At 65.8% G+C, this 22,776-nt stretch carries 23 protein-coding genes; all 23 read left to right on the plus strand.

All coding sequences use genetic code 11. The features are described from left to right. Position 1 precedes the first annotated feature (1 nt). The 23 genes from grpE (at position 2) to C7438_RS01300 (ending at position 22,772) form a co-directional block, all read left to right on the plus strand. On the plus strand, positions 2–724 hold the full coding sequence (gene grpE / locus C7438_RS01190) for a nucleotide exchange factor GrpE (RefSeq protein WP_121443524.1): 723 nt from the start codon (positions 2–4) through the stop codon (positions 722–724). A 59-nt stretch (positions 725–783) separates the two neighbouring features. Continuing rightward, on the plus strand, positions 784–2,616 hold the full coding sequence (dnaK, locus tag C7438_RS01195) for a molecular chaperone DnaK (RefSeq protein ID WP_121443525.1): 1,833 nt from the start codon (positions 784–786) through the stop codon (positions 2,614–2,616). An 80-nt stretch (positions 2,617–2,696) separates the two neighbouring features. Further along, on the plus strand, positions 2,697–4,013 hold the full coding sequence (dnaJ, locus tag C7438_RS01200) for a molecular chaperone DnaJ (RefSeq protein WP_121443526.1): 1,317 nt from the start codon (positions 2,697–2,699) through the stop codon (positions 4,011–4,013). After that, positions 4,010–4,981 (plus strand): 50S ribosomal protein L11 methyltransferase, encoded by a 972-nt coding sequence (gene prmA / locus C7438_RS01205; protein WP_170143465.1) that lies wholly within the window; start codon positions 4,010–4,012, stop codon positions 4,979–4,981. The genes dnaJ and prmA overlap by 4 nt, the downstream gene beginning before the upstream one ends. Continuing rightward, positions 4,944–5,774, plus strand: a complete 831-nt coding sequence (locus tag C7438_RS01210; RefSeq protein ID WP_170143466.1) for an RsmE family RNA methyltransferase — start codon at positions 4,944–4,946, stop codon at positions 5,772–5,774. Before prmA ends, C7438_RS01210 begins: the two co-directional genes overlap by 38 nt. A gap of 90 nt (positions 5,775–5,864) precedes the next feature. Then, on the plus strand, positions 5,865–6,419 hold the full coding sequence (locus C7438_RS01215) for a LemA family protein (RefSeq protein WP_121443529.1): 555 nt from the start codon (positions 5,865–5,867) through the stop codon (positions 6,417–6,419). Between the two features lie 115 nt (positions 6,420–6,534). Continuing rightward, positions 6,535–7,446 carry a zinc metalloprotease HtpX gene (htpX, locus tag C7438_RS01220; RefSeq protein WP_121443530.1) on the plus strand — a complete coding sequence of 304 codons (912 nt, stop codon included), beginning with the start codon at positions 6,535–6,537 and terminating at the stop codon, positions 7,444–7,446. A 199-nt stretch (positions 7,447–7,645) separates the two neighbouring features. Further along, the gene (locus C7438_RS01225) at positions 7,646–7,906 is read left to right on the plus strand and encodes a 4Fe-4S dicluster domain-containing protein (RefSeq protein ID WP_121443531.1); all 261 of its coding nucleotides are present in this window, start codon (positions 7,646–7,648) and stop codon (positions 7,904–7,906) included. A gap of 303 nt (positions 7,907–8,209) precedes the next feature. Beyond that, positions 8,210–9,013, plus strand: a complete 804-nt coding sequence (panB, locus tag C7438_RS01230; RefSeq protein ID WP_121443532.1) for a 3-methyl-2-oxobutanoate hydroxymethyltransferase — start codon at positions 8,210–8,212, stop codon at positions 9,011–9,013. A gap of 66 nt (positions 9,014–9,079) precedes the next feature. After that, positions 9,080–9,973 carry a pantoate--beta-alanine ligase gene (gene panC / locus C7438_RS01235; RefSeq protein ID WP_121443533.1) on the plus strand — a complete coding sequence of 298 codons (894 nt, stop codon included), beginning with the start codon at positions 9,080–9,082 and terminating at the stop codon, positions 9,971–9,973. 101 nt (positions 9,974–10,074) lie between these two features. After that, positions 10,075–10,446, plus strand: coding sequence for an aspartate 1-decarboxylase (gene panD, locus C7438_RS01240; protein WP_121443534.1), 372 nt, complete (start codon positions 10,075–10,077; stop codon positions 10,444–10,446). 256 nt (positions 10,447–10,702) lie between these two features. Next, complete coding sequence (locus C7438_RS01245) at positions 10,703–11,584, plus strand: redox-sensing transcriptional repressor Rex (protein WP_121443535.1); 882 nt, start codon at positions 10,703–10,705, stop codon at positions 11,582–11,584. A gap of 140 nt (positions 11,585–11,724) precedes the next feature. Beyond that, positions 11,725–12,963 carry an amidohydrolase gene (locus C7438_RS01250; RefSeq protein ID WP_434963939.1) on the plus strand — a complete coding sequence of 413 codons (1,239 nt, stop codon included), beginning with the start codon at positions 11,725–11,727 and terminating at the stop codon, positions 12,961–12,963. Positions 12,964–13,007: 44 nt separating this feature from the next. After that, complete coding sequence (locus C7438_RS01255) at positions 13,008–13,535, plus strand: hypothetical protein (protein WP_121443536.1); 528 nt, start codon at positions 13,008–13,010, stop codon at positions 13,533–13,535. 42 nt (positions 13,536–13,577) lie between these two features. Continuing rightward, a complete protein-coding gene (locus C7438_RS01260) occupies positions 13,578–14,774 on the plus strand; it encodes a pyridoxal phosphate-dependent aminotransferase (protein ID WP_121443537.1) in 1,197 nt (398 codons plus the stop codon). A gap of 41 nt (positions 14,775–14,815) precedes the next feature. Beyond that, positions 14,816–15,478, plus strand: a complete 663-nt coding sequence (locus C7438_RS01265; protein WP_121443538.1) for a DnaD domain-containing protein — start codon at positions 14,816–14,818, stop codon at positions 15,476–15,478. Positions 15,479–15,875: 397 nt separating this feature from the next. Continuing rightward, positions 15,876–16,127, plus strand: a complete 252-nt coding sequence (locus C7438_RS01270) for a hypothetical protein (protein WP_121443539.1) — start codon at positions 15,876–15,878, stop codon at positions 16,125–16,127. 142 nt (positions 16,128–16,269) lie between these two features. Further along, positions 16,270–16,755, plus strand: a complete 486-nt coding sequence (locus C7438_RS09530; RefSeq protein ID WP_121443540.1) for a type II secretion system protein — start codon at positions 16,270–16,272, stop codon at positions 16,753–16,755. A 17-nt stretch (positions 16,756–16,772) separates the two neighbouring features. Continuing rightward, on the plus strand, positions 16,773–17,324 hold the full coding sequence (locus C7438_RS01280; RefSeq protein ID WP_121443541.1) for a hypothetical protein: 552 nt from the start codon (positions 16,773–16,775) through the stop codon (positions 17,322–17,324). 68 nt (positions 17,325–17,392) lie between these two features. Further along, positions 17,393–18,649, plus strand: coding sequence for a hypothetical protein (locus C7438_RS01285; protein ID WP_121443542.1), 1,257 nt, complete (start codon positions 17,393–17,395; stop codon positions 18,647–18,649). 43 nt (positions 18,650–18,692) lie between these two features. Beyond that, a complete protein-coding gene (locus C7438_RS01290) occupies positions 18,693–20,366 on the plus strand; it encodes a type II secretion system protein (RefSeq protein ID WP_121443543.1) in 1,674 nt (557 codons plus the stop codon). 18 nt (positions 20,367–20,384) lie between these two features. After that, positions 20,385–22,181: a hypothetical protein gene (locus C7438_RS01295; RefSeq protein WP_121443544.1), complete on the plus strand. Its 1,797-nt coding sequence runs from the start codon at positions 20,385–20,387 to the stop codon at positions 22,179–22,181. Positions 22,182–22,193: 12 nt separating this feature from the next. Continuing rightward, on the plus strand, positions 22,194–22,772 hold the full coding sequence (locus tag C7438_RS01300) for a hypothetical protein (protein ID WP_121443545.1): 579 nt from the start codon (positions 22,194–22,196) through the stop codon (positions 22,770–22,772). Positions 22,773–22,776: the final 4 nt, after the last annotated feature.

Here is a 22,776-nt window from a genome sequence, read left to right on the forward strand (position 1 = left end):
CGTGCGCGGTGAGGATGCGGAACGCGAAACCTTAGGCGAAGGCCCGGAGACGGGCGGGCAAGACGGCGCTCCGGAGGCGCCGTCTTTTCCGGGTAAAGAGCCGGGCGACGGCTTTGCGCCTGCGGAGGAAGCTGCCCCGTGCGAGGAGAAGCTCAAAGACCTCACGGCGCAGCTCGAGGCGTGCGAGGCGTCCCTTTCTTCGCTCGAAGGGCGGTTGAGGGAGCTCCAAGACGCCTACCTCCGCACCCGCGCCGATTTCGACAACTACCGCAAGCGCGTCCGGCGCGAACGGGAAGAGCTCGTAGCCTACCGTGCGTGGGACCTCGCGGAGCGGCTTCTCCCCATCCTCGACGACTTCGAGCGGGCACTTGCGGCGGAACGGGAGTTCGCCCCTCCGGGAGGCGCGGCCGCCGACGAGGCGATCGCCCGCTTCAGGAGCTTCGTCGAAGGGGTGGAGATGATCTACCGCCGCCTCCTTGGGGCCTTGGCCGAAGAGGGGATTTCCCCCTTCGGAGCCGTAGGTGACCCCTTCGATCCCCACCTGCACGAGGCGATGCTTCGGGTAGAAACCGCAGACGTTCCGCCGGGGAGTTTGGTGCAGGTTTATGCGAAGGGGTATACCTACAAGGAAAAGCTCCTACGCCCGGCACGCGTAGCAGTGTCCGCACCTCCGGAGGCGGAGGCCCCGGAGGGCGGGAAAGACGACGCCGACGTGCAGACGTAGGGCGGGTGCACCGAAATCCGCAGGTGACGCAGAGACTTCGTCCGGAAGGGGGAATCCGCATGGGCAAGGTCGTAGGCATCGATTTGGGTACGACGAACTCCGTAATCGCCTACTTGGAAAACGGAGAACCCGTGATCATTCCCAACAGCGAGGGATCGCGTACGACGCCTTCCGTCGTGGCCTTTAAACCCGACGGCGAGCGCCTCGTGGGCGAGGCGGCCAAGCGGCAGGCCGTCCTCAATCCCGAGCGTACGGTGATCTCCATTAAGCGGCACATGGGGACGAACTACCGGGTCAAGATCGACGACAAGGAATACACGCCCCAGGAGATCTCGGCGATGATCCTCATGAAGCTCAAGGCGGATGCCGAGGCGTACCTGGGCGAGCCGGTGACGCAGGCGGTGATCACCGTCCCCGCCTACTTTTCCGACGCCCAACGTCAGGCGACGAAGGATGCCGGACGCATCGCCGGCCTTGAGGTGCTCCGGATCATCAACGAACCTACTGCGGCCGCCTTGGCTTACGGCCTGGACAAAGAAGAAGAACAGACGATCCTCGTGTACGACTTGGGCGGAGGGACGTTCGACGTCTCGATTCTCGAGATCGGCGACGGGGTGATCGAGGTCAAGGCCACGGCAGGGAACAACCGCCTAGGCGGAGACGACTTCGACCAGGCGATCGTCGACTACCTCATCGCCGAATTCCGTCGCGATACGGGGATCGACCTCTCGCAAGACCGTATGGCGCTTCAGCGCCTGCGCGAGGCGGCAGAAAAGGCCAAGAAGGAGCTCTCCACCTCTCTCTCCACGACGATCAGCCTGCCGTTCATCGCCGCGGACGCCACCGGTCCCAAGCACCTGGAGATGACGCTCACGCGGGCGAAGTTCGAAGAGCTCACCCGCCACCTCGTGGAGAAGACCCTCGGACCCGTACGCCAGGCGCTCGAGGACGCCAAGCTTCGCCCGGAGGACATCGACAAGGTGATCCTCGTCGGCGGTTCGACGCGCATGCCGCAGGTGCAGGAGGCCGTCCGCAACTTCCTCGGCAAGGAACCCTTCCGGGGGATCAACCCGGATGAGGTCGTGGCCATGGGTGCGGCGATCCAGGCGGGAGTCCTCGCCGGTGAGGTCAAGGACGTCGTCCTCTTGGACGTGACGCCCCTGTCTTTGGGCATCGAAACGCTTGGGGGCGTGTTCACCAAGATCATCGAGCGCAACACGACGATCCCCACGCGGAAGTCGCAGATCTTCACCACGGCGGCGGACAACCAGACGCAGGTGGAAATCCACGTCCTTCAGGGCGAACGCCCCATGGCCAAGGACAACATCTCCCTCGGCCGCTTCATCCTGGACGGGATCCCTCCGGCGCCGCGCGGAGTTCCCAAGATTGAGGTCACCTTCGACATCGACGCGAACGGCATCGTGAACGTCTCGGCGAAGGACCTCGCGACGGGGAAGGAGCAGCGGATCATCGTTCAGCCGTCGAGCGGCCTTTCGGAGGCGGACATCGAGCGCATGATCCGCGAGGCGGAGAAGTACCGCGAAGAAGACGAGAAACTCCGCAAGAAGATCGAGGCACGCAACGAGGCGGACGCCGCCGTCTACACGGCGGAAAAGACGCTCCGCGACTTGGGCGACAAGGTCACCGCGGACGAGAAGCGGCGCGTGGAAGAGGCGATCGAGCGCGTGCGCAAGGCGCTGGAAAAGGACGACGTCGAAGAAATCCGCACCGCCAAAGACGACCTCTTGCGCGCGGTAGGGGAAATTTCCGTGCGCCTGTACGGTCAGGCGACGGGCGACGGCTCCGCGGGGGCTTCCTTCGGCGGGGCGGGCGACGCGGGGAAGCGCGTCGTCGACGCGGACTACGAAGAGCCCAAGGGGAAGGAAGCGTAAAAGCGGCAGGCTCCCGGCGTCGTACGGCCTGCCGCCGGTTCCGCCCGACCGCGTAGGCCGCGGAGGGAGGTGGTCGGCCGGTGAAACGCGACTACTACGAAGTGCTCGGAGTTTCGCGGGACGCGTCTTTCGAAGAGATCAAAAAGGCGTACCGCCGCCTCGCCCGGCAGTACCACCCGGACGTGAATAAGTCTCCCGACGCGGCGGAGAAGTTCAAGGAAATTCAGGAAGCCTACGAGGTCTTGAGCGACGCGGAAAAGCGCGCGCTCTACGACCGGTACGGCCACGCCGCCTTCGACCCTGCGGCCCAGGCCCAAGCGTCCGGATCGGGCGGCTTCGAAGGGTTCGGCCGACGCGCGGAAGACCCGTTTTTCGGCTTCGGCGGGTTCGAGGACCTCTTCGACCTGTTTTTCGGCGGGCGTCCCCGGGAGGGGGCGATCCCCGAGCGGGGCGAGGACATCCACGTCACGGTGACCATAGACCTCGAAGACGCGTACTTCGGGCGTACGGTGGAGGTTCCCGTCACGCGCCTCGGCGTCTGCAAGGCGTGCGGCGGTACGGGGGCGAGGCCCGGTTCGTCGGCGGAGGTTTGTCCGACGTGCCGCGGTACGGGATTCGTCGAACACACACAACGCACGGTGTTCGGCAGGATCACGCGCCGGGAGGTATGCCCGACGTGCGGCGGTACGGGCCGCATCGTCCGCGATCCATGCCCCGTATGCCGGGGGACGGGCGTGGTTCGGGAGACGGTGCGCCTGAACGTCCGCGTGCCCCGGGGGATCGACGAGGATACTCCCGTGCGTCTGCGGGAACAGGGGCACGCGGGCCCCTTCGGCCGGCCTCCGGGCGACCTGTACGTGACGTTTCGCTTTCGCCCGCACCCGCGCTTTCGGCGCGAGGGTGCCGATCTGTACACGCGCCTCGAACTCAACTTCGCCCAGGCGGCGTTGGGAGGGACCGTGGAGGTCCCCACGTTCGAAGGGCCCGTGCGCCTCAAAATCCCCCCGGGAACGCAGACGGGAACGGTCTTCCGCCTTCGCGGCAAGGGATTCCCGCGGTTGGGTGGAGACGGCCAGGGGGACCTGCACGTAGAGACGGTCGTCGTGACGCCGACGCGGCTTACGGAGCGGCAAAAGGAACTCCTAAGAGAGGCCTTCGGGTATTCGGAAGAGGAGCGGCCGCAGGAAGCCGAGGAAGGCGAAAGGCGGGGAACGCGCGCGCGGGGAGAGGCGCGGTCCCGGCGCGAAGCCGAAGACGGAGGAGCTCCTTCGGAAGCCGACGAAGGCGGGCGGCCGTCGGGGGAGTCCCCGGACGGTAGGTCGGGCGCGGGGCGCCGGCGGGAAAAGAAAGACTGGTTCCGCCGCATGCGCGACGCCTTTTGGGGGGAAGAAGGGTGAGCGAAGGCCGCGCGTCGTTTTGGTGGGAGGTGTGCGTCCTCACGCGTGAGGCGGCATGGGAAGCGGTGTCTGAGGCGCTTCGTTCCGCCGGAGCGGACGGGGTGCGGGCAGAGGCGGTTCCGGAAGGCGGGGACGCGCTGCGCGTCTGCGCGTACGTCCTCCCCCACGGACGGGAAGGGGAGGGGGGTGGCGCCTTTTCGGCGTTTCTCGCCGACGTCCGGGCGGGGCTCGAACGAATCGCGCGCGTCTTTGCCGAACTCGGCCTCGACGCCGGGCCCTTGGACGTGTCCTCGCGCGAGGTGCGTGAGGAGGACTGGGCCGAGGCGTGGAAGGCCTTTTTCGTGCCGCTCTTTCTCGGGGAGACCTTCGTCGTCGTCCCGCCCTGGCGCGAAGTTCCTCCGGAGGCGGAGGGACGCCGCGTGCTCCGCATCGATCCCGGAATGGCGTTCGGGACTGGCCACCACCCGAGCACGGCCCTCGCCGTGGAACTCCTCGAGGCGGCGCGCGTCTCCGGCGCCCGCGTCCTCGACGTAGGGACAGGTTCGGGAATCCTCGCCCTCGCCGCCTGTGCCCTCGGCGCGCGGGAGGTTCTCGCGGTGGACGTCGATCCCCTCGCCGTACGCGTCGCCTGGGAAAACGTCGCGGCGGCGGGCGTTTCCGACTGCGTGCGCGTCGTGGAGGGCGACCTCCTGCACCCGGCCCGGGAGGCGGTGAAGGCGGGCGCCCCTCCGTTCGACCTCCTCCTCGCCAACCTCCTTCTCGAGCCGATCCTCCGGCTCCTTCCCGAGGCTCCCGAAGTTCTCTCACCGGAGGGGTCCCTCGTCCTCTCCGGCGTCTTGCGATCCGAACGCGATCCGCTGGAAGCCGCGCTCGCCGCGTCCGGTTTTGCCGTCCGCGCCGTGCGCGAGCGGGAAGGGTGGGTGGGGATCCTTGCCGCGCGCGCGTCAGCGCTACGTCCTCTCCCCTGAACGCCTCGAGGGCGTAGATCGGGGGTCGACGATCCGACTTCCGGAGGAGGCCGCACACCACGTCGCCCGCGTCGTCCGCCTGCGGGAAGGCGAACTCATCGCGGTGACAGATGGCGGTGGACGTTCCTTCCTCGTCCGCCTGCGGCGCGTGGACGCCCGTGCGGTGGAGGGGGAGGTTCTCGGTCCCGAATACCCGGAAGGGGACGGGCGGGATCCCGAAGCGTCCGTCGCCGTAGACCTCGCCTTTGCCCTCCTCAAGGGCGACCGATCCGAAACCGTCCTCGCCCTGGCCACAGAGATCGGCGTGCGGCGCTACCGCCCCTTTCTTTCGACGCGCACCGTGGTCCGTCCGGAGGGAGAGGCCCGCCGCAGGCGGGAAGAGCGCTTCCGCGCCGTCGTGCGTGAGGCGGTTGAGCTCTCCGGACGCACGCACCTCCCGCCGGTGGAGCCGATCGCGTCCTTTGCGGATGTGCTCGCCTCTTTCCCCTCGTACGCCGCAGTCTTCGTACCCTACGAGCTTGCGGCGGCGGCCCACGGGGGTGTGTACCCCCACCTCCTCGAGGTCTACCGCGCACTTCCCCCGAGGGCGTTTCGCGGTCCCCTCCTGCTCGTAGTCGGTCCGGAAGGGGGCTTTGCGCCGGAGGAGGCGGAGGCGGCGCAACACGCCGGCGCACACCTCGTCTCCCTCGGCCCCAGGATCCTTCGGGCCGAAACGGCTGCCGTGTACGCCGTCTCCCTCCTTCTGGGCGAGGAAGCCTTTCTTTCCGCGAGACCTTCGGGGGGAGTTTCGTGAGTTTTCTTTTCTCCCGGGATTTGGTACTTTGGTACAAGAGGAAAAAGACCGCGGGCAAGGGCGTTACCGGCCCCGTGGGGAGGGAAGTAGATGCTCACCGCACTCCTCGTGCTCCTCGCGATCGTGCTTTTCGTCGGCCTGTACGCCGCGGGCGTTTACAACGGGCTCGTCCGCTACCGCAACTGGATCCAGGAATCCTGGGCGCAGATCGACGTTCAGCTCAAGCGCCGACACGATTTGATCCCGAACCTCGTCGAGACGGTCAAGGGGTACATGAAGTACGAGCAGGAGACGTTGGAAAAGGTCATCGCCATGCGCAACCGCCTCGTCGCAGGATCGCCGGAGGAGCGGATGGAGGCGGACAACCAACTCACGGGGGCGCTGCGGCAGCTCTTCGCCCTCGCGGAAAACTATCCGGACCTCAAGGCAAACGAGAACTTCCTCCGCCTGCAGGAGGAGCTCACGACGACGGAAAACAAGATCGCCTACGCCCGGCAGCTGTACAACAAGACGGTGGCCGAGTACAACATTCGCCGCGAGACGTTTCCCGCCAACCTCTTTGCGGGCATGTTTGGGTTTGCGCGTGTGGAGCCCCTGAGCATTCCGGAGGGGGAACGGGAGGCGCCGCAGGTTCGGTTCGACTGACGGCTCCCGCCGGCCTTCCGCACGAGGCACTCCGGTCGGCGAGGGGCTCTTTGGAAGCTGCGGACGGCAGGACGCAGCGGGCGTTTGTCCGCGACCCGGGTGGGAGAGGATTTCCGTGCTCTACGAGGCCTTAGAGTGGAACCGGAGGCGCACCAGGCTCATCCTCGCCCTCTTCGTCTTTCTCGTGGCCGGTGCGGGAGCGGCGGTCGGGTACCTTGCGGGGGACACGTGGGCGGGGTTGGGCCTCGCGCTCGTCTTTGCGGCGGTATACCTTCCCCTCACGTACGCCACCGCCTCGCGGCAGGTTCTCGCCCTCGCCGGCGCGGTGGAAGCTTCGCCGGAGGAGTACCCCGAACTCCACCACGTCGTGGAAGAGCTCGCACTGGCGGCGCGGATTCCCAAGCCGCGGGTGTACGTCGTCCCCGACGAAGCCCCCAACGCCTTTGCCGTGGGGATTCGCCCCGAAGAGGGGGCGGTGGCGTTTACCACGGGGCTCCTCAAGCTCCTCAACCGCGAGGAACTCGAGGGCGTGGCGGCGCACGAGATCTCGCACCTCAAAAACGGAGACGCACGGCTCATGACGCTGGCCATCGCCCTCGTGGGCGTGATCGTCCTCCTCGCCGACATAGGCCGTCAACTTCTCTGGTGGGGCGGTTTGGAGGACGAACGAGGCCGCGTAAGGCGGCGCGAAGGCGATGGCCGCGGAGGCGCCGAGGCGCTCTTTCTCCTCCTCGCCGTCCTCTTCCTCGTCCTCGCCCCCCTGGCGGCCCAGCTCACCCAGCTCGCCCTTTCCCGCAACCGGGAGTTTTACGCCGACGCATCTGCCGTGGACCTCACGCGAAACCCCCAAGGGCTCATCCGAGCCCTTGCCAAGCTCAAGGAGCACGCGGCCACCGTGCGCCGGGCGAACGCGGCGACGGCAGGGATGTACTTCGTACGGCCGTTTGCCGACGGGGGCGGACTAGAAACCCTCTTTTCCACCCACCCGCCCATCGAAGAACGCATCCGGCGCCTTGAGGCGATGTGAGGTTTCTCAAACGCGACCGTTGCAGGGGGTCGTCTCCCTTTCCCGTCTGCCGGCGGGACTGGCGGTTTCGGAAGTGAAACGATTCCTCGGTGAGAAGGAATGTTTCTTGTTGTCCGCTTCTTAAGTTGCTATAATGGTCCAAGCACGGGCGATCGTCCCGCGCACACCCTACACCAAGGTCCCCAAGGGAGGTCTCGCGATGGCATACGTGATCACTTCGGCTTGCATTGGGGCGAAGCACGCGGAATGCGTGGACGTCTGCCCGGTGGACGCTATCCACCCGCACCCGGGAACGCCGGAGTTTGAGCAGGAAGAGATGCTCTACATCAACCCCGACGTGTGCATCGAGTGCGGTGCGTGTGAGGCGGTTTGCCCGGTGAACGCGATCTACCACGAGGATTTCGTCCCCGAGGAAGAGAAGGAATTCATCGAGCGGAACCGCGCCTACTTCGCGAAGTAAGAGATCGCGCATTTCGTCCGCGTGAGTACGCCCGCTCCGCAAGTCGTCTGCAGGGACCGGCGCCGGGAGACGTACGGGTCCCCGCGCCATCGCCATACACGGGAGGCGTGCGGCCTCCTTGGGAGAGAAGCGGACGGGAGCTCAAGCGTTCGGCGCCCTTCGAGGGGGCGGTATCCCGCAAGGGAACGGCACCCCGCGCACGGCCGACGGGCGCACGATCCGCCGGACCGCTGTTGCGTGGGACTGTGACGCCCACCCCCGCCGGGGGTGGGCGTTCTTCTTTGAGGTAGGAGGGAGGACGCGATGCGAAGCGTTCCCGAACTCGTCGCGATGAAAGCCCGCGGAGAGAAGATCGCCATGCTCACGGCCTACGACGCCCCTTCCGCGCGGATCGCGCAGGCGGCGGGCGTCGACCTGCTCCTCGTGGGCGACTCTCTCGGGATGGTCGTCCTCGGATATCCGACGACGCTTTCGGTCACCCTGGAAGAGATGTTGCACCACACGCGGGCCGTGCGCCGCGGTGCACCCGACGTCTTTACGGTGATGGACCTCCCTTTCGGCTGGGCACACCGCCCGTGGTCGGAGGTACTGGCCGCCTCTGTGCGCGCGATCCAAGAGGGTGGCGCCCACGCCGTGAAGCTCGAGGGCGGTGAGGAGATCGCCGAGACGGTGGCGCGCCTCACCGCGGCGGGGATCCCCGTGATGGGGCACCTCGGGCTTAGGCCGCAGCAGGTCTACCGCCTGGGCGGCTACCGCATGCAAGGGCGCGAAGAGCGGGAGGCCGAGGAACTCCTCCGCGCCGCCCGCGCGCTCGAAGATGCGGGGGCATTTGCCCTCGTGCTCGAACTCGTTCCCGAGGCGCTCGCACGCCGCATCTCTCAAGCGCTCCGGATTCCGACGATCGGCATCGGCGCGGGCCGAGCTGTAGACGGTCAGGTCCTCGTCTGGCACGACCTTTTGGGAATCGGCGAACGGCGTCCCCGCTTTGCTCGAGCCTACCTCGACCTGGAACGAGAGATCCGCGCGGCCGTCGCCGCCTACGTCGCCGACGTGCGGAGCGGGGCGTTTCCCGACCGCGAGCACGTTCCCCTGCCGGAAGACGGGTGAGGTTTTCTGCGCAGGGACTTCTTTCGGCCGCCGCTTGGAAAACCGGAAGAACGGGAGGGAGACGCGGTGCGCATCGTCGAGACAAAGGCCGAACTCCGGAACCTCCTCGCCCCTTCCCGCCGCGCGGGGGAGAGCGTGGGGTTCGTGCCAACCATGGGCTACCTCCACGAAGGGCATGCCGCCCTCGTACGCCGCGCCCGCGCGGAAAATGCGATCGTCGTCGTGAGCATCTTCGTCAACCCCATGCAGTTCGGCCCCGGCGAAGACTACGCCCGCTACCCCCGCGATCCCGAACGCGACGCCGCCCTCCTCGAACGTCTGGGCGTCGACGTGCTCTTTCTCCCCGGCGTGGAAGAAATGTACGGAAGCGAGGGGGCGGCGCAGGTGCGCGTCGACCCCGGGCCCTTGGGGACAAAACTCTGCGGCGCGTTTCGGCCGGGGCACTTTGTCGGTGTGGCGACCGTGGTGAGCAAGCTCTTCCACCTCGTCGAGCCCACGCGCGCGTACTTCGGCCTCAAAGACGCCCAGCAGGTGGCGATCGTCCGGCGGATGGTGGAAGACCTCGACTTTCCCGTAGAGATCGTCGGCGTACCTACGGTTCGGGAGGCCGACGGTCTTGCCTTAAGTTCGCGCAACGTCTACCTTACCCCCGAGGAGCGCCGTCGCGCCACAGCCCTGTACCGGTCCTTGGAAGCGGCGTGGGCCGAACTTTTGCGCGGCGAGCGGCGCGCGGAAAAGCTAACGGCCGTTGCCCGTAGGGTGCTCGCCGAAGCGGACATTTCTCCCGAGTACGTCTCCCTCGTCACGTACCCCGCACTGGAGGATGTAGAGGAGCTTCCCGAAGGCCCACCCTTTGGGGAGGAGTACCTCCTCGCCCTCGCCGCCCGCGTCGGCGCGGCGCGCCTCATCGACAACCTGATCTTCGCCCGAACCGCCGAAGGATTCGTACGGGTGAACTAAGACAGAGGCTTCGCATTTCGAAGGGCGCGAACTTCGCCGCCGAAATTCGCGCCGGTTTGGTCGTAAAACCGCGTTCTCGGAGACTGCAGGGGGGAATCGGGATGTGGCTCAAGATGCTCAAGGGGAAGATCCACCGCGCCCGGGTCACGGGTACCCACCTCGACTACGTGGGGAGCATCACGATCGACGCAGATCTCTTGGAGGCGGCGGGGATTCTCCCCGGCGAGGCCGTCCAGGTGCTCAACGTGATGAATGGGGCCCGCATCGAAACCTACACGATCGAGGGGGAACGCGGATCCGGCATCGTGGCGCTCAACGGCCCGGCGGCCCGGTGGGCGGAAGTTGGCGATGTCGTGATCGTGATCGCCTACGCCTACCTCACGCCCGACGAAGCGCAAACGCACGAGCCTCGCGTGGTCTTCGTCGACGAAAAGAACCGCATCGTCGCCCTCACGGGGCAAGAGCGCATGTGAACTTTACTTCGAAATTCCGAAAATGTGGGGCGCTTTTTTCGAACCCGACGATGAGGATCGTTCTCGTTGTGGGTTTTGCTACAATAAGACAGTAGACTCGTCGGGCGTTCTCGTCGGCATACCGGGGCGCTTGGGAATCGCGTGAGGGGAGGCGGGTTCCTCGGGGTACTCGGCCTTTTTCCCGTTCGTCGTGGTTAAAAGCGGGCATTTCCGATTCGGATGCCGGGTAGCCGGATGAACTTTCCCCCTTAAACCGCTGCTTGCGGGGGTCTCGGCTTCGGGTTTCCTTTGGAGAGGGACGCCGACGGGAGGAACGAGGGCGCGTAGGCCCGAGACTTCTCGAAATGGAGGGAACTTCGTGGCGCACGGAGAGGTTTCCGATGCCGTCGTCCGGCGTCTGCCGCTGTACCTTCGCTACCTGCGCATGCTCGAGCGCCAGGGGATTCGCACGGTATCGTCGTTTCAGATGGGCGAGGATCTCCTCCTCAATCCCGCGCAAATCCGCAAGGACTTGGCCTTTTTCGGCGAGTTCGGCCGCAAGGGGATCGGCTACGACGTCCCGTACCTCATCGAAAAGATCCGCCACATCCTCCACCTCGACCGCTGCGTCCCCATCGCCCTCGTCGGCGCGGGAAACCTCGGCACGGCCCTCGCCCGTTACAACGCCTTCCAGGAAACCCACATGCGGATCACGGCCGTCTTCGACCGCGATCCCCAGAAGGTGGGGCAGAGGCTTACGGAAGACCTCGTCGTGCACGGGATAGACGAATTGGACCGCGTCGTCCGCGAGCAGGGGATTCGCATCGGGATCATCGCCGTACCCCGGGAGTCGGCGCAGGAGGTCCTCGACCGCATGGTCCGGGCGGGGATCCGAGCCGTTCTCAACTTCGCGCCGCAAATCCTCAAGGCGCCGCCCGGCGTACGCGTCCACTACGCGGACATCACGGCCGAGCTCGCCGCCCTCGCGTACTACCTGCACTGTAGCCCCAGTTTGCCCGCGCGTTCGCCGCAGGCGGAGACACATTCGGCCTTCGGCGCTTCTTCTTCGGACGAAGGGAGCGGTTCCGTCCCTGCCGAAGAGACGCGGTCGGCCTCTCCAGGGGACCTACCCCACATCCCTCCGTCGGAGGAGGGGTGAGCGCCGTGCGGATCTTGCTCACCGGGGCGTACGTGTACGTCGGGGGTGACCCGTCCGAACCCGAAGGAGAAGGGAGGGGCGATGCGCGGCGTCTTGCGCCGCGGGGAGACGCCGGGGCGCCTGCGGGAAACGACGGCTGGATCTACGGTTACCTCTACGTTCGAGACACGCGCATCGCGGCTGTCGGTCCTGGAGATCCGCCCCCGGAACTCCGCGCCGAGGCCGAACGCGTGCTCTTCCTCGGCGGCCGACTCGTGCTCCCCGGGCTCGTGAATACGCACACCCACACGCCTATGTCCCTCCTCCGGGGAATCGGGGAAGGGCGTCCGCTTACGGCGTGGCTCGAAGAGGAGATGTGGCCGCGCGAGGCGCGCTTCACGGACGCGAGCGTGTATTGGGGGACGCGGCTAGCCCAACTCGAAATGATCCAAAGCGGTGTGACGACGTTCAACGACATGTACGACCGCATGCACCTCGTCCTGGAGGCCGTAGGCGAAAGCGGACTGCGTGCGGTGCTCGGCCGCGGCGTCATCGGCCTTGCGCCGAAGGACGTGCAGGACGCCAAACTCCGCGAGGCCGTAGAGTTTGCCCGCGCGGCGCACGGCGCCTACGGCGGGAGGGTGACGGCGATGATCGCCCCGCACGCGCCGTACACGGTTCCCGAGCCCCTCCTCGTACGCATGGTGGAGGCCGCCGAGGAACTCGACCTCCCCGTGCACATCCACGTCTCCGAAACGAAGGAAGAAGTGGAGCGGTGCCGGGAACGTACGGGCATGCGGCCCGTGGAGTACCTCGACGCGCTGGGGGTCTTCCGCCGGCCCACCCTCGCCGTGCACGCCGTGCACTTGAGCGAGGCGGAAAAGGACCTCCTCGCCGCCCGCGGCGTCCGCGTCTCCCACAACCCCGTGTCCAACCTCAAGCTCGGCTCCGGCGTCGCCGACGTCCCGGGGCTCCTCGCCCGCGGCGTGATCGTAGGCCTCGGGACGGACGGCGCGGCGAGCAACAACCGCCAGGACGTCTTCCACGAGCTCACCACCGCGGCCCTCCTTCACAAGGGGATCCGGCACGAAGCGGAGGTCCTCCCGCCGCCGGAAGCCTTTGCCCTCGCCACGCGCATGGGGGCGCGGGCGCTCTTCCTCGAGGACGTCGGCGCGCTCCGCCCGGGATGGAAGGCCGACCTCATCGTCCTCGACGCGGCAAACGCGCGCTACGTTCCGCGGACGGACCTTTTGGCCCACGTCGTGTACAACGCCCTACCCGCGGACGTCACCCACGTGATGGTCGACGGGCGCTTTCTCATGGAAGAGCGCGAGGTCCTCACCCTCGACGCCGAACGCATCCTCTACGAAGCGGAGCGCGAGGCACAGCGTCTTCGCTGAGCCGTGGCCCTTTTCTCGACTTTTGTTCCGAAGGCGGGATTGCCGTGAAGCGTCTCATGTGGACGGCGCTTCTCGTCGCGGTAGGGCTTGTGCTTTGGGGAGGTACGTACGTCGGCGTCGTACTTTCCCAGGCGGCGCGCGAAAACCGCGAGGCCGCGCTCGCCGCCGCACGGGCCATCGCCGCCGGCGACGTGGACGCCGTCGAGCGCGTCTGGACGTTCGGCGGCGGCGAAGCCGCCTTTGTCGTCTCCGGCAAGCACCGTGGATCGCCCGTCATGGTCTGGTATGATGGAGAAGGGAAGCGCCTCGCGGCACGTCCTTGGGACGCCGCCGTCCAGGAACGCGAACTCCGGGAACGCCTCCTGTCGGGCGCGGTGCACCTGCCGTGGGACGACGGTCCCTCCCTGCAAGGAGGGGAACTCGTCCGCCTCGTCCCTGCCTACGCGCGCGGTACGGCCTTTTGGGAGGCCGTCGTCCGGACGCCGGACGGGTTCGTGTACGTAGACGTCGACCCCGAAGGGCTCCGCTTCCTTCGCGCCTTCGCGCTTCCCGCGCGTGGTTTGGGAGGTTGACTTCGCAGACCAGCTTTCGAACGCGATAGGAGGACCCGACGCATGCCCACTCCACCTCTCGCCGGCCGCGTCCGCGCTCTCGCCCCTTCCGCCACCCTCGCCCTTACCGCCTTGGCCCGCGAGCTCAAGGAGCGAGGGGAGCCCGTGGTGAGCTTCGGGGCGGGCGAACCGGACGTGAACACCCCAGAGCCCGTGATTGAAGCCGCCTGCCGAGCGCTGCGCGAAGGGAAGACGAAGTACACCCCCTCAGGCGGAATCCGCCCTTTGCGCGAGGCGGTGGCGGAATACCTGCACACCCGCTTCGGGCTCGCGTACGCACCCGAAGACGTCCACATTTCCGTAGGGGCAAAGCACGCGCTCTTCAACGCCTTCCTCGCGGTGCTCGAACCCGAGGAGGAGGTCGTGCTCTTCTCGCCGTACTGGGTGAGCTACCCCGAGATGGTGCGCCTCGCTGGGGGCAAACCGGTCGTCGTTCCCACGTCACCGGAGCGCGGATTCCTTCCGGAACGGGAGGCGTTCACCGCCGCCCTCACCCCGCGAACGCGCGCCGTCCTTCTCAATACGCCCAACAACCCCACGGGAGCCGTGTACCCCGAAACCGTCCTTCGGCAGCTCGGGGAAGTCCTCGCGGGACGCGACGTTTGGGTAATCGCCGACGAAATCTACGCGGAGCTCGTCTACGAGGGCGCCCACGTTCCCTTTCCGCGGGCGGTTCCCGAACTTGCCGACCGGACGCTTCTCATCGGAGGGTTTTCCAAGAGCTTTGCCATGACGGGGTGGCGGCTCGGCTTTGCCGCAGGTCCGCGGGAGCTCGTCCGAGCGCTGGACAACCTCGCGAGCCAAAGCGTTTCCTGTCCCACGTCTTTCGTACAGTACGCGGGCGTGGCCGCCCTGCGGGAAGCTTTGGGAGAGGTGGAGCGCCTTCGCCAACTCTTCGCCTCTCGGCGCGCGAAGATGCTCGCCGCTCTCGCCGAGGTCCCTGGGGTCCGCTTCGCTCCCCCGGGAGGCGCGTTTTACGTCTTCCTCGACGTGTCCCCGCTCCTCGAGGCGGGCGGGTTTTCCGATGCCGACGCCTTGGCCCGCGCCCTCTTGGAAGAAGAAAAGGTCGTCGTCGTTCCGGGGACGAGTTTTGGTGCCCCCGAATTCGTTCGGCTTTCCTACGCCATGGGCGAGGAAGAGATGCTCGAGGGGATCGCGCGCCTCGCGGCCTTTGCCCGCCGCAGGGTGATGTCGGCGTAATCGTTGCTTCGACTTCGACTTTCCGAGGGGAGGGTGGGACCGTGGACGAAGAGGTACTTTCCCTCCTCGCACGCGTCCTCGAGGAAGGCGCCGTGAGCGTTCCCGTCGCCCTCTTCCGTCACTACGCGAAACTCGGCCTAGACGAAGAAGACGTAGTGCTCCTTCTCCACCTCCTCGTTTTCCGCCACGAGGGGGACCCCCTCCCCTCGCCGCGGGTGTTGGCCTCTGTGACGACCATGGCCGAGCGGACCATCGCCGAACGTCTCCGCTCCCTCGTAGACCGAGGCTTCCTCGCCATCGAACGCCACGAGGAGGAGGGTGCGCTCTTCGAAGGCTACTCCCTCCACCCCCTCTACCTTCGCCTCGCGACCTCCTTGGCGGGCGAGGTTCGCCCGGCCTCCCTCGTCGACCGCCTCGAAACCCTACTCGGACGTCCCCTCTCCGTCACGGAAATCGACCTCCTCGCCACCTGGCGGGAGGAAGGCCGTGAAGACGCCGAGATCCTCCGCGCTACGGAGGAGGCGGTGGCGGGTGGCGTCCGCTCGCTTCGCGAAGTCGATCGGTTTTTGTCGCGGCCGCCCGCTTCCGCGCGTGCGCGCGGCATACCGGCTTCCGACGCGAGGAGACCCGAAGTGCGCGAAGTCCCGCGGCTCGTCCAGTACAACTGGCTGGAGGCGGATGACGACGACGAGGAGGAATTCTAAAGGACTTCGGGCATCTGGGGAAAGGCAGATCCCGCGGCTTCGCCGTTTCCGAGGCTGTCGGAGGAGGAGAGCCTTGCGGCGGCGAAAGCCGCCGTTTTTTGTTTGCGCAGAACTCGTTTCTGCAAGTCAATGTTAGCTTTGACCTCTCCTCACGTTGTGTAGGCTTTCATTCTTAGCTCGCTCGTACCAAGTCATAAGTTCAATAATTCACAGAATGTTCATTTGACAGCTCGTCCGCGGGCCGTATAACGGGAATCGGGACGGTAAAGAGAATCATTCTCGGAGAGAACGGCCGAATCCGCCCGTCCCCATCGCAGGGTACGGGTACCATTCGGGTATCCGCCCGCCGGCGTTCGTGGAGCGTCGGAAAGGGGGTCGCCGTCACAAGGGGAGAACGATGGCGCACACGCACGAAGCGGTCCTCGCCAAGATTCGCGAGCTGTACGAAGAGCTCTTCTTCCACGACGGCTACGGGGAGATGCGCATCGAAATCCGCATCCTCAAGCGCGGCCAGAAAGAGGTGATCCTCCACTGCGGCAAGCAGTACCGCTTCGTGGTGGATTACCCCTATGCGGGAAAGGCCAAGCTTGCGGGCACAGCGGACGCCTCCTCCGGCGCCTCCTCTCTGGAAGGACCAGAAAGGGGGTGATGGCCAAGAAAGCGTGCGACGTGGCCGCGGGCGCGGGGTCCGGGCCGAATTCCGTGGTGGCGGTAAGGTAAGAGGAGGTGGCTCTGCGGGGGAGCCCTTCTCACGCGTCGGGAAAATTCGACCTACGAGGAGGGCCGCGCACATGCGGGAAAAGGTGCAGAAGCTCTATCGGCGCCTTCGAAAGGACTCGGGCGGGTTCACGTTGATCGAACTCCTGATCGTCATCGCGATCATGGGCTTCTTGGCTGCCATGATCGTGCCGCGCCTCGCGGGGATTGCGGGCGGGGCGTCGGACACGGTCTGCGACAACAACCAGATGCGCCTCCGGGACGTCCTGGCGGCGTACACGGAAAGCCGGGAGGCGCTGCCGGACAACCTTACGAGCCTCGTCGTCCACGAGGCAAACGGCAACCCCGTCGATCCTACGACGCAGTATGACTTCGGAAAGGAAATCGGCACGGGCTGGTACATCGACGACAACAACAAGGGAACGGGGCAGGAGGTCCTCTCCAAGGACTTTTACGCCATGACCAAGATGGGGCTCGTCAAGCTCTCTGCGGAGGAGGCGAGCGAGCTCAACCAGCTCGGCATCAACAACGTCTTCTACCTCTCTTCTACCTCAATGTGAACAAAGACGTCAAGGACATGGACTTCGTGGGGAACGACGTGAAGAAGCTGAACGACGGCATACCCACCCACGCAGCCGGTGTAAACGACTTCATGACCCCCGTTAAGGTTGCGGACGGGACGTACGTCCTTGCCGTGGGCTATGCACATGACGGGACCACGGGCAAGCTCACGATCGCCCAAAATCAAAAAATCGGCCACCCCGACCTCATCGGGCGCATCGTCCTCGGCGTCGGCCCGAACAGCGACCTCGTGAAGGAGGGCCTCATCCAGAAGTCCGGGATGTGCCCGAACGGGATGAAGCGCGCCGACCACTTCCTCTACAACAACTACAACGTCGTCGTCCCGCGCCTTGCGGCGACGAGCACCGCCCTCGTGCAGGCGCTCGGCGGGACGGAAAAGGTGACCCTTACGTTCACGAACGAGCGCACGAAGGAGACGAAGACCGTCGAGATTCGCGCGGACGAAGCCGAGCCCCTCTGGTCTGTGACGACCTTCTGCCCCGAAGGGGACGTCCCGGGAGGCACGGGCGAACCTGTCTGGGTACTGACGAACGTCACAGCCCAGTAAGCACGCGCAAGGCTCGTGGGGCGGGGAAACCCCCGCCCCTTTTTTGAGGAACGACAGGAGGGATGTGCGTGCGGAGGCTCCTCGAACGCCTGCGGGCCGGGGATCCCGCAGAAGGGCTCCTCGTCACCTTTGCCTTCGTGTTTCCGCTCTTCGTCCTTCCCCACCCGATCGCCTTTTCCGGGGGCCGGTTGGACTACTTCTACGCCCCCCGCTTCGTCCTTTTGGCCCTGTTTTCCTTTGCGGCGGCCTTCCTCCTTTTTCGCCGCGGCGTGCGCGTGTATCCGGGGAAGTCCCCCGCCCTTTGGCTTCTTCTCGTTTTTTTTACCTTCGGCGTTGTGGCGACGTCGATGGCACCCTATCCCTCACTCGCCTTTTGGGGAGCTAACTTTCGCTACACGGGGTTGGCCACGTACCTCCTCAGCTTCCCCCTCTTTCTCTTGGCTGCCCTCGTAGGCCGAAATGCGTCGGCCGTAAAGGCCCTCGTCCTCGCGGGCGCCACGGCTTCGGTCCTCGCCCTTGCCCAGCTTCTCGGCCTTTCTCCCGTGCCGCACGAGCCGTACCGGAGCGGGATGACCGCATACGCCACGCTGGGGTCGGCGGAAAACCTGGGGGCCTTTCTGGGCTTCGCCTTTCCCGCTTCCCTTTGGGTTGCCCTAACCTCAGAAAGGCGGCGTGGGCTTTGGGTCGGGGCCGCGCTCTTCGTCTGGGTCGGGCTGCTCGTGACCTTGGATTGGCCCGCCTGGACAGGTGCGCTCTTCGGCACCGCCGTCGTCCTCCGGGATCCCGAGGTGCGGCGGCTTCCGCGGAAGTCCCTCGTCGCGTACGCCTCGGCCTTCGCCTCGGCCACCCTCGCCTTTCTCGCCGGCCTGTGGTTTACCCCACTTGCCCAAGTCGTCGGCTGGCTCCCGCCGTCGGAGTTTTGGTCGGTATGGGGGAAGGTCCTCCGCCTGTGCCGCGCATGCTGGGCTTGGGGGTTGGGACCCGACCACCTCACGGTCGTTGTTCGGCAGATGCCGTGGCTCGGGTTTTGGGACAAGACGCCAAGTATGTACCTGGAAACGCTTGTGACGATGGGGGCCTTTGCCGCGGTGACCTACTTCGCCTGGATCGTCGCCGCCCTCCGGCACGCAAAGGGGGAGCTCGTGGCTTTGGGGGTTTCGTACCTCGTGACGGGGCTGTACCATTCCGAGATCTTGCCCCTGCTCCCCTTGTTTTGGGTCGTTCTCGGGTTTGCCTCCGCGTCCAAGGGAATCGTCAGCGTCCGCTCGACCGTCGTCGAGAGCGAAGGCGGCGATCCTCCCGTTCGGATCGAGGTCGTCTCCTGAATTTCTCCGCCCGCAACGCGGATCTCCGGGGAGGGGAAGGCTTGTGCCGCGCGCGTTTCGATCCGACACGGGGATGAGCCTCCTCGAGGTCGTCATCTTTCTCGTCATCCTCGGGTTTCTCACGACGATGATCGTCCCCTTTGCCGGAGCGATCGGGGATGCGGAAAAGGAAAAGGCGACGTGGAAGGCGATGCAGGACGTAAAGAGGGCCATCCTCGGCCCCGAAGGCGCCTACGACGAAAGAGGGCGCCGAATCCTTCGCGGCTACGTGGGCGATGTAGGGGCGATCCCGGAGCTCTACACCTTCGCCTTCGTCCGCGACGCCCGAGGCGGCGGCCTTTGGAAACCGACTTGGAATCCGGGGAACGGCGCCGAGCACCTCCTCGAGGACGGGGCAAAGATCGCGCAGCCGCGCGCTCTGTGGGAAAAGCCGGACCCGAGCCTTGGGGACGTCGCACCTCTTTGGAAGGGTCCGTACGTAGACCTTTCCAAGTCTCCCGTGACCCCCCCGACGGGTGCCCCTCCCATCCGCTACGGGGACGGCGTTCTGCACGACGCCTGGGGGCGTCCCCTCCTCTTCTTCAAGGTGAAGGATGCGAAGGGCGGCGTGTGGCTGTTCCTCGTAAGCGCCGGCCCCAAGGGGGTGGTACACGATCCCCCGTTTACTTCCGACGGTTCGCCCGTGGAGTGGGGGGATCCCGCCACTCCCGGGACGTGGGAGTACTTCAAGGCGCAAAACGCCAAACACCGGCTTCTCATTCTCGGGATCTCTCCTGAAGAGTGGGAGCACGTAAACCTCCCGCAGGAAACCGCGGACACAGAAGGGTTGCTCCGGCAGCTGAAAGCGGCGTTCTTCGGAGCAGAAGCCTATGACCCGGCCGGAAATCGCTTCCTCCGCGGATTTCTCGGCGACGTTGGAAAATGGCCTCCTCTGTACGCCTGGGATCCCGACGTGCGGACATGGGTTTCGCCTACGGGGGCACCCGGAGAAGTCGTCCAGATGCCCGGACTTTGGGATCACGAGTATGCGGGTCTTCCTCAGACCTTCGCTCCTGGCTTCGCCTGGAGGGGGCCCTACCTCTCGCCTCCCAAAGACGTCCTCCGTGACGCTTGGGGTACACCGCTTCGGTTTGTTCTCGTAGACGAGGGCACGTCAAACGAACGTTTGGTCGTCACCTCCGCAGGGCCCGACCGCGAGTTCGACACGGAGGACGACCTCCGCTTGGAGATCGCGAAGGCGGATTGGAACGTCGAAGGGTTTACCTTGGAGTTCCGCCTTTTGGACGGAAGGCCGGCTCTGCGGACGCCGCGCCCGAATCCCAACGATCCCGAATTTGCCGACCAGTCCAGGTACCGGTGGAGGTGGGTGTACGAACAGGGCACGGATGCCGCCGGAAATCCCGTGGACGTCTACCGCGTAGAACCCCAGGAAATCTCCGTGAACATCACGGTGAAGATATACGCCGCCGATGACGCCTCGGTCGCCCCGCGGGAGATCCTCGTTTCTGCCGTTCTCCCCGGCGGGGACCAAACGGAGGTCCCCCTCGTCGTGAGTCTTCCCGCGGGCTCCCCTCTGCCCGCGGGAAAGCGCAAGGTCGCCTTTGCGCTTTCGGCCGGATCGGGAACGCTCCTGCCCGAGGAAACCTGGGTGTACGTCGGTCCCGGGGGGACGCAGGCTCCGCTTCCCGAAAAGCTCGCGGTGACGTACAGACCGTAAGAAGGGGAGGTGGAGCACGTGCTCTCCGTCCTCGCATTGGAAGTCGCAGAGCGCAAAGTGCGCGCGGCCGTAGTGCGGTGGAGTCCGACCGGGATGCGCGTCGACGTGTGTACTTCCCTCGATCGCGAAGGGGCGGCGGGACCTTTTCCCGAAGGCGAGGAGCTCTCGTCCGTCCTTCGCCGCTTGCCCTTCCGTCCCCGCAAGGTCGTCCTGGTTTCCCCGGCGGTGACCACGGTGGAGGTGTCCGTAGACCGCGTTCGCCTCCGGCGCCTTCGTGGCGCTCAGCTGCGGGAGGTCCTCCGCTGGGAGGCGGAACCCTTTCTTCCCGCGCCGCCCACGGACTACTTCCTCGGCTACGCGAGGGGACCCGAGAGCGAAGACGGACGGGTGGTCTTTTGGGTTTCCGCCCTCTTGCGCGACGAGTACGCGGCACTCCGTACCGCGTTTGCCGAGCGCGGACTCAAACTTGGCAAGGTCTTCGCCCCAGAGTTTTGCTTCCCAGTGGGAGGCGCCCTGGGATTCCGCGGCCGGAAGTTCCGCGACCTCCTCGTGGCGGAGGTGGGGGAAGACGCTGTCCGCTTTGCCCGCTTCAGGAAGGGGCAGGTATACGCCCTGTACGTCCCCCCGCCAGAGATCGCCGCCCCGCTCCTCACCTTCCTCGCCGCTTCCGCAGGATCTTCTGAAGTCTCCCTGGAAGTAGGGGGGACAGGTTCGTCCTTCCCCCTTCCGTCCGATGTCGCCGCACCCCTCCGGGAGGCCCTCGCGATTCGGGGGATGCTCGGCCTTCCCGTGGCGTTGGTCGGTTCCTCCGACCTCCGAAGAGAAGGGGGTTCGCGCACGGCCGCCCTGCTCGCCCAACTCCTAGGGGCCGAGGGCGTGTACGTTCCCGCCTGGGTGCGGGAGGGATGTGGGGCAGAATTCGCCGCGGCGGTAGGCGGGGGGGTGCGGCAGCTCAGCCTCCGCGGCGCGGACCGTGCGATCGGCGTAGACGACCTGGAAGAGCGCGTGGCGCGCATGCGCGAGAGGATCCAGCTGTACCCGCTCTTGGCCACGTTGGCCGTAGGGCTCATCTTCGGCGCGCACTACCTGGTCGTACGGGAGCAGCTCGCCCGTGTACAGGCGGAAATCCAAAGCCTCGAGGAGAAGAAGCAGGAAATCGACGCGGCCCAGGCGCGTCTGCAGGAACTCAAGAAAGAGGCGGAAACCCTGCGCAAGAAGGTTCAAGCGGTCGAGGCACAAACGGCCTTTCTCCAGGAGACCTACCGAACGGAGGAAGAGCGGATCCACCGCCTCCTCAAGGTGGTGGCGGAAGACCCCGAAATCTTCGTCGACAAGGTGAGCAAAGTCCCCCCTCCGCCCGTAACCCAGAAGGACAAAAAGCCCGCCTCCTCCCCTACGGTCGATAAAGACAAGAACACTGCTCCTTCCCCATCGACCGACAAAGACAAAAATACCGCTTCCCCTCCGGCTACCGAGAAGGACAAAAAGGAATCCTCTCCGCCTACGACCGAGAAGGACAAAACCGTCCCTGCGCAAAAGAAGCAGCAGGTTCCCCAAGATCCGTACCCGCCCGTCGATCCTTCGGAAGCGGAGAAAGCGTACCGCGTCGGGGGGTGGAGCCTCACCCTCGAAGGGATCCACCGCCTCCTCCTGCGCTACCAAATGCAGCCGTGGTGCCAGTACGTCCGCTTGGATCTCATGAAGTCGGATAAGGTCCGAGTGCCCCGGGAAGGGCCGACGGAGGAGGGGAGAGCCCCCGTCTTTGAGGAGCGCCCGGCCTACACCTTTGTACTCACGGTAGTCTTCAAGGAATAGGGAGGAATCGGGGTGCTGAAGCGGCCGCTTTCGAGGACGGAAAAGCTCCTTCTGGCCGTGCTCGTCTTGGGCGTGGGGATTTTCGCCTACCTCCGGTACGTGTACGACCCCATCCTCCGGACGTACGAGGAAAGCCGGAATCGCCTGCAGGAACTTCGGCAGGCGGTGTCAGGCGCCCAAATTCCTTCGACTGCCGCCGTGCAAAAGGAGATCGACGCCCTCAAAGAGGAGCTCAAGCGCAAGGAAGAGGAGCGCGAGAAATCCCTCGGAGGAAAACTCCGCGAAGGCGGCGATGTCGCGTTGGCCGTCGCGGAGGTGTACGAGTTGGCCCGACGCTACCATGTGGAACTCCGGGAGGTGATCCTCAAGCAAATCGAACCGGGCAAGGAAGACGCCCCCCCGAACAAGCCGCAGGAAGCCTTCACCTGGCGGGTGTACGAGTTCGCCGTCTCCGGGAGGACGCAAGACGTGGCGGAGTTCGTCCGATCCTTGTCCGAAAGGAGGTACGTGGTGTACCTCGAGAATTTCGAAGCAAAGCCCGAGAAGAAGGACGATGCGCGGTTTCAGGCTCGTCTCAAACTCCTTTTTTGACGGA

It is taken from the genome of Brockia lithotrophica (assembly GCF_003633725.1).
Taxonomy (GTDB): Bacteria; Bacillota; Bacilli; order Thermicanales; family DSM-22653; genus Brockia; species Brockia lithotrophica.

What these genes read in the sequence shown, in the direction of transcription:
- C7438_RS01270 (WP_121443539.1), top strand. Translation starts at nt 15,876, where the DNA reads ATGGCGCACACGCACGAAGCGGTCCTCGCCAAGATTCGCGAGCTGTAC.
- C7438_RS01280 (WP_121443541.1), top strand. Translation starts at nt 16,773, where the DNA reads ATGGACTTCGTGGGGAACGACGTGAAGAAGCTGAACGACGGCATACCC.
- C7438_RS09530 (WP_121443540.1), top strand. Translation starts at nt 16,270, where the DNA reads ATGCGGGAAAAGGTGCAGAAGCTCTATCGGCGCCTTCGAAAGGACTCG.
- panB (WP_121443532.1), top strand. Translation starts at nt 8,210, where the DNA reads ATGCGAAGCGTTCCCGAACTCGTCGCGATGAAAGCCCGCGGAGAGAAG.
- C7438_RS01260 (WP_121443537.1), top strand. Translation starts at nt 13,578, where the DNA reads ATGCCCACTCCACCTCTCGCCGGCCGCGTCCGCGCTCTCGCCCCTTCC.
- panD (WP_121443534.1), top strand. Translation starts at nt 10,075, where the DNA reads ATGTGGCTCAAGATGCTCAAGGGGAAGATCCACCGCGCCCGGGTCACG.
- C7438_RS01225 (WP_121443531.1), top strand. Translation starts at nt 7,646, where the DNA reads ATGGCATACGTGATCACTTCGGCTTGCATTGGGGCGAAGCACGCGGAA.
- C7438_RS01215 (WP_121443529.1), top strand. Translation starts at nt 5,865, where the DNA reads ATGCTCACCGCACTCCTCGTGCTCCTCGCGATCGTGCTTTTCGTCGGC.
- dnaK (WP_121443525.1), top strand. Translation starts at nt 784, where the DNA reads ATGGGCAAGGTCGTAGGCATCGATTTGGGTACGACGAACTCCGTAATC.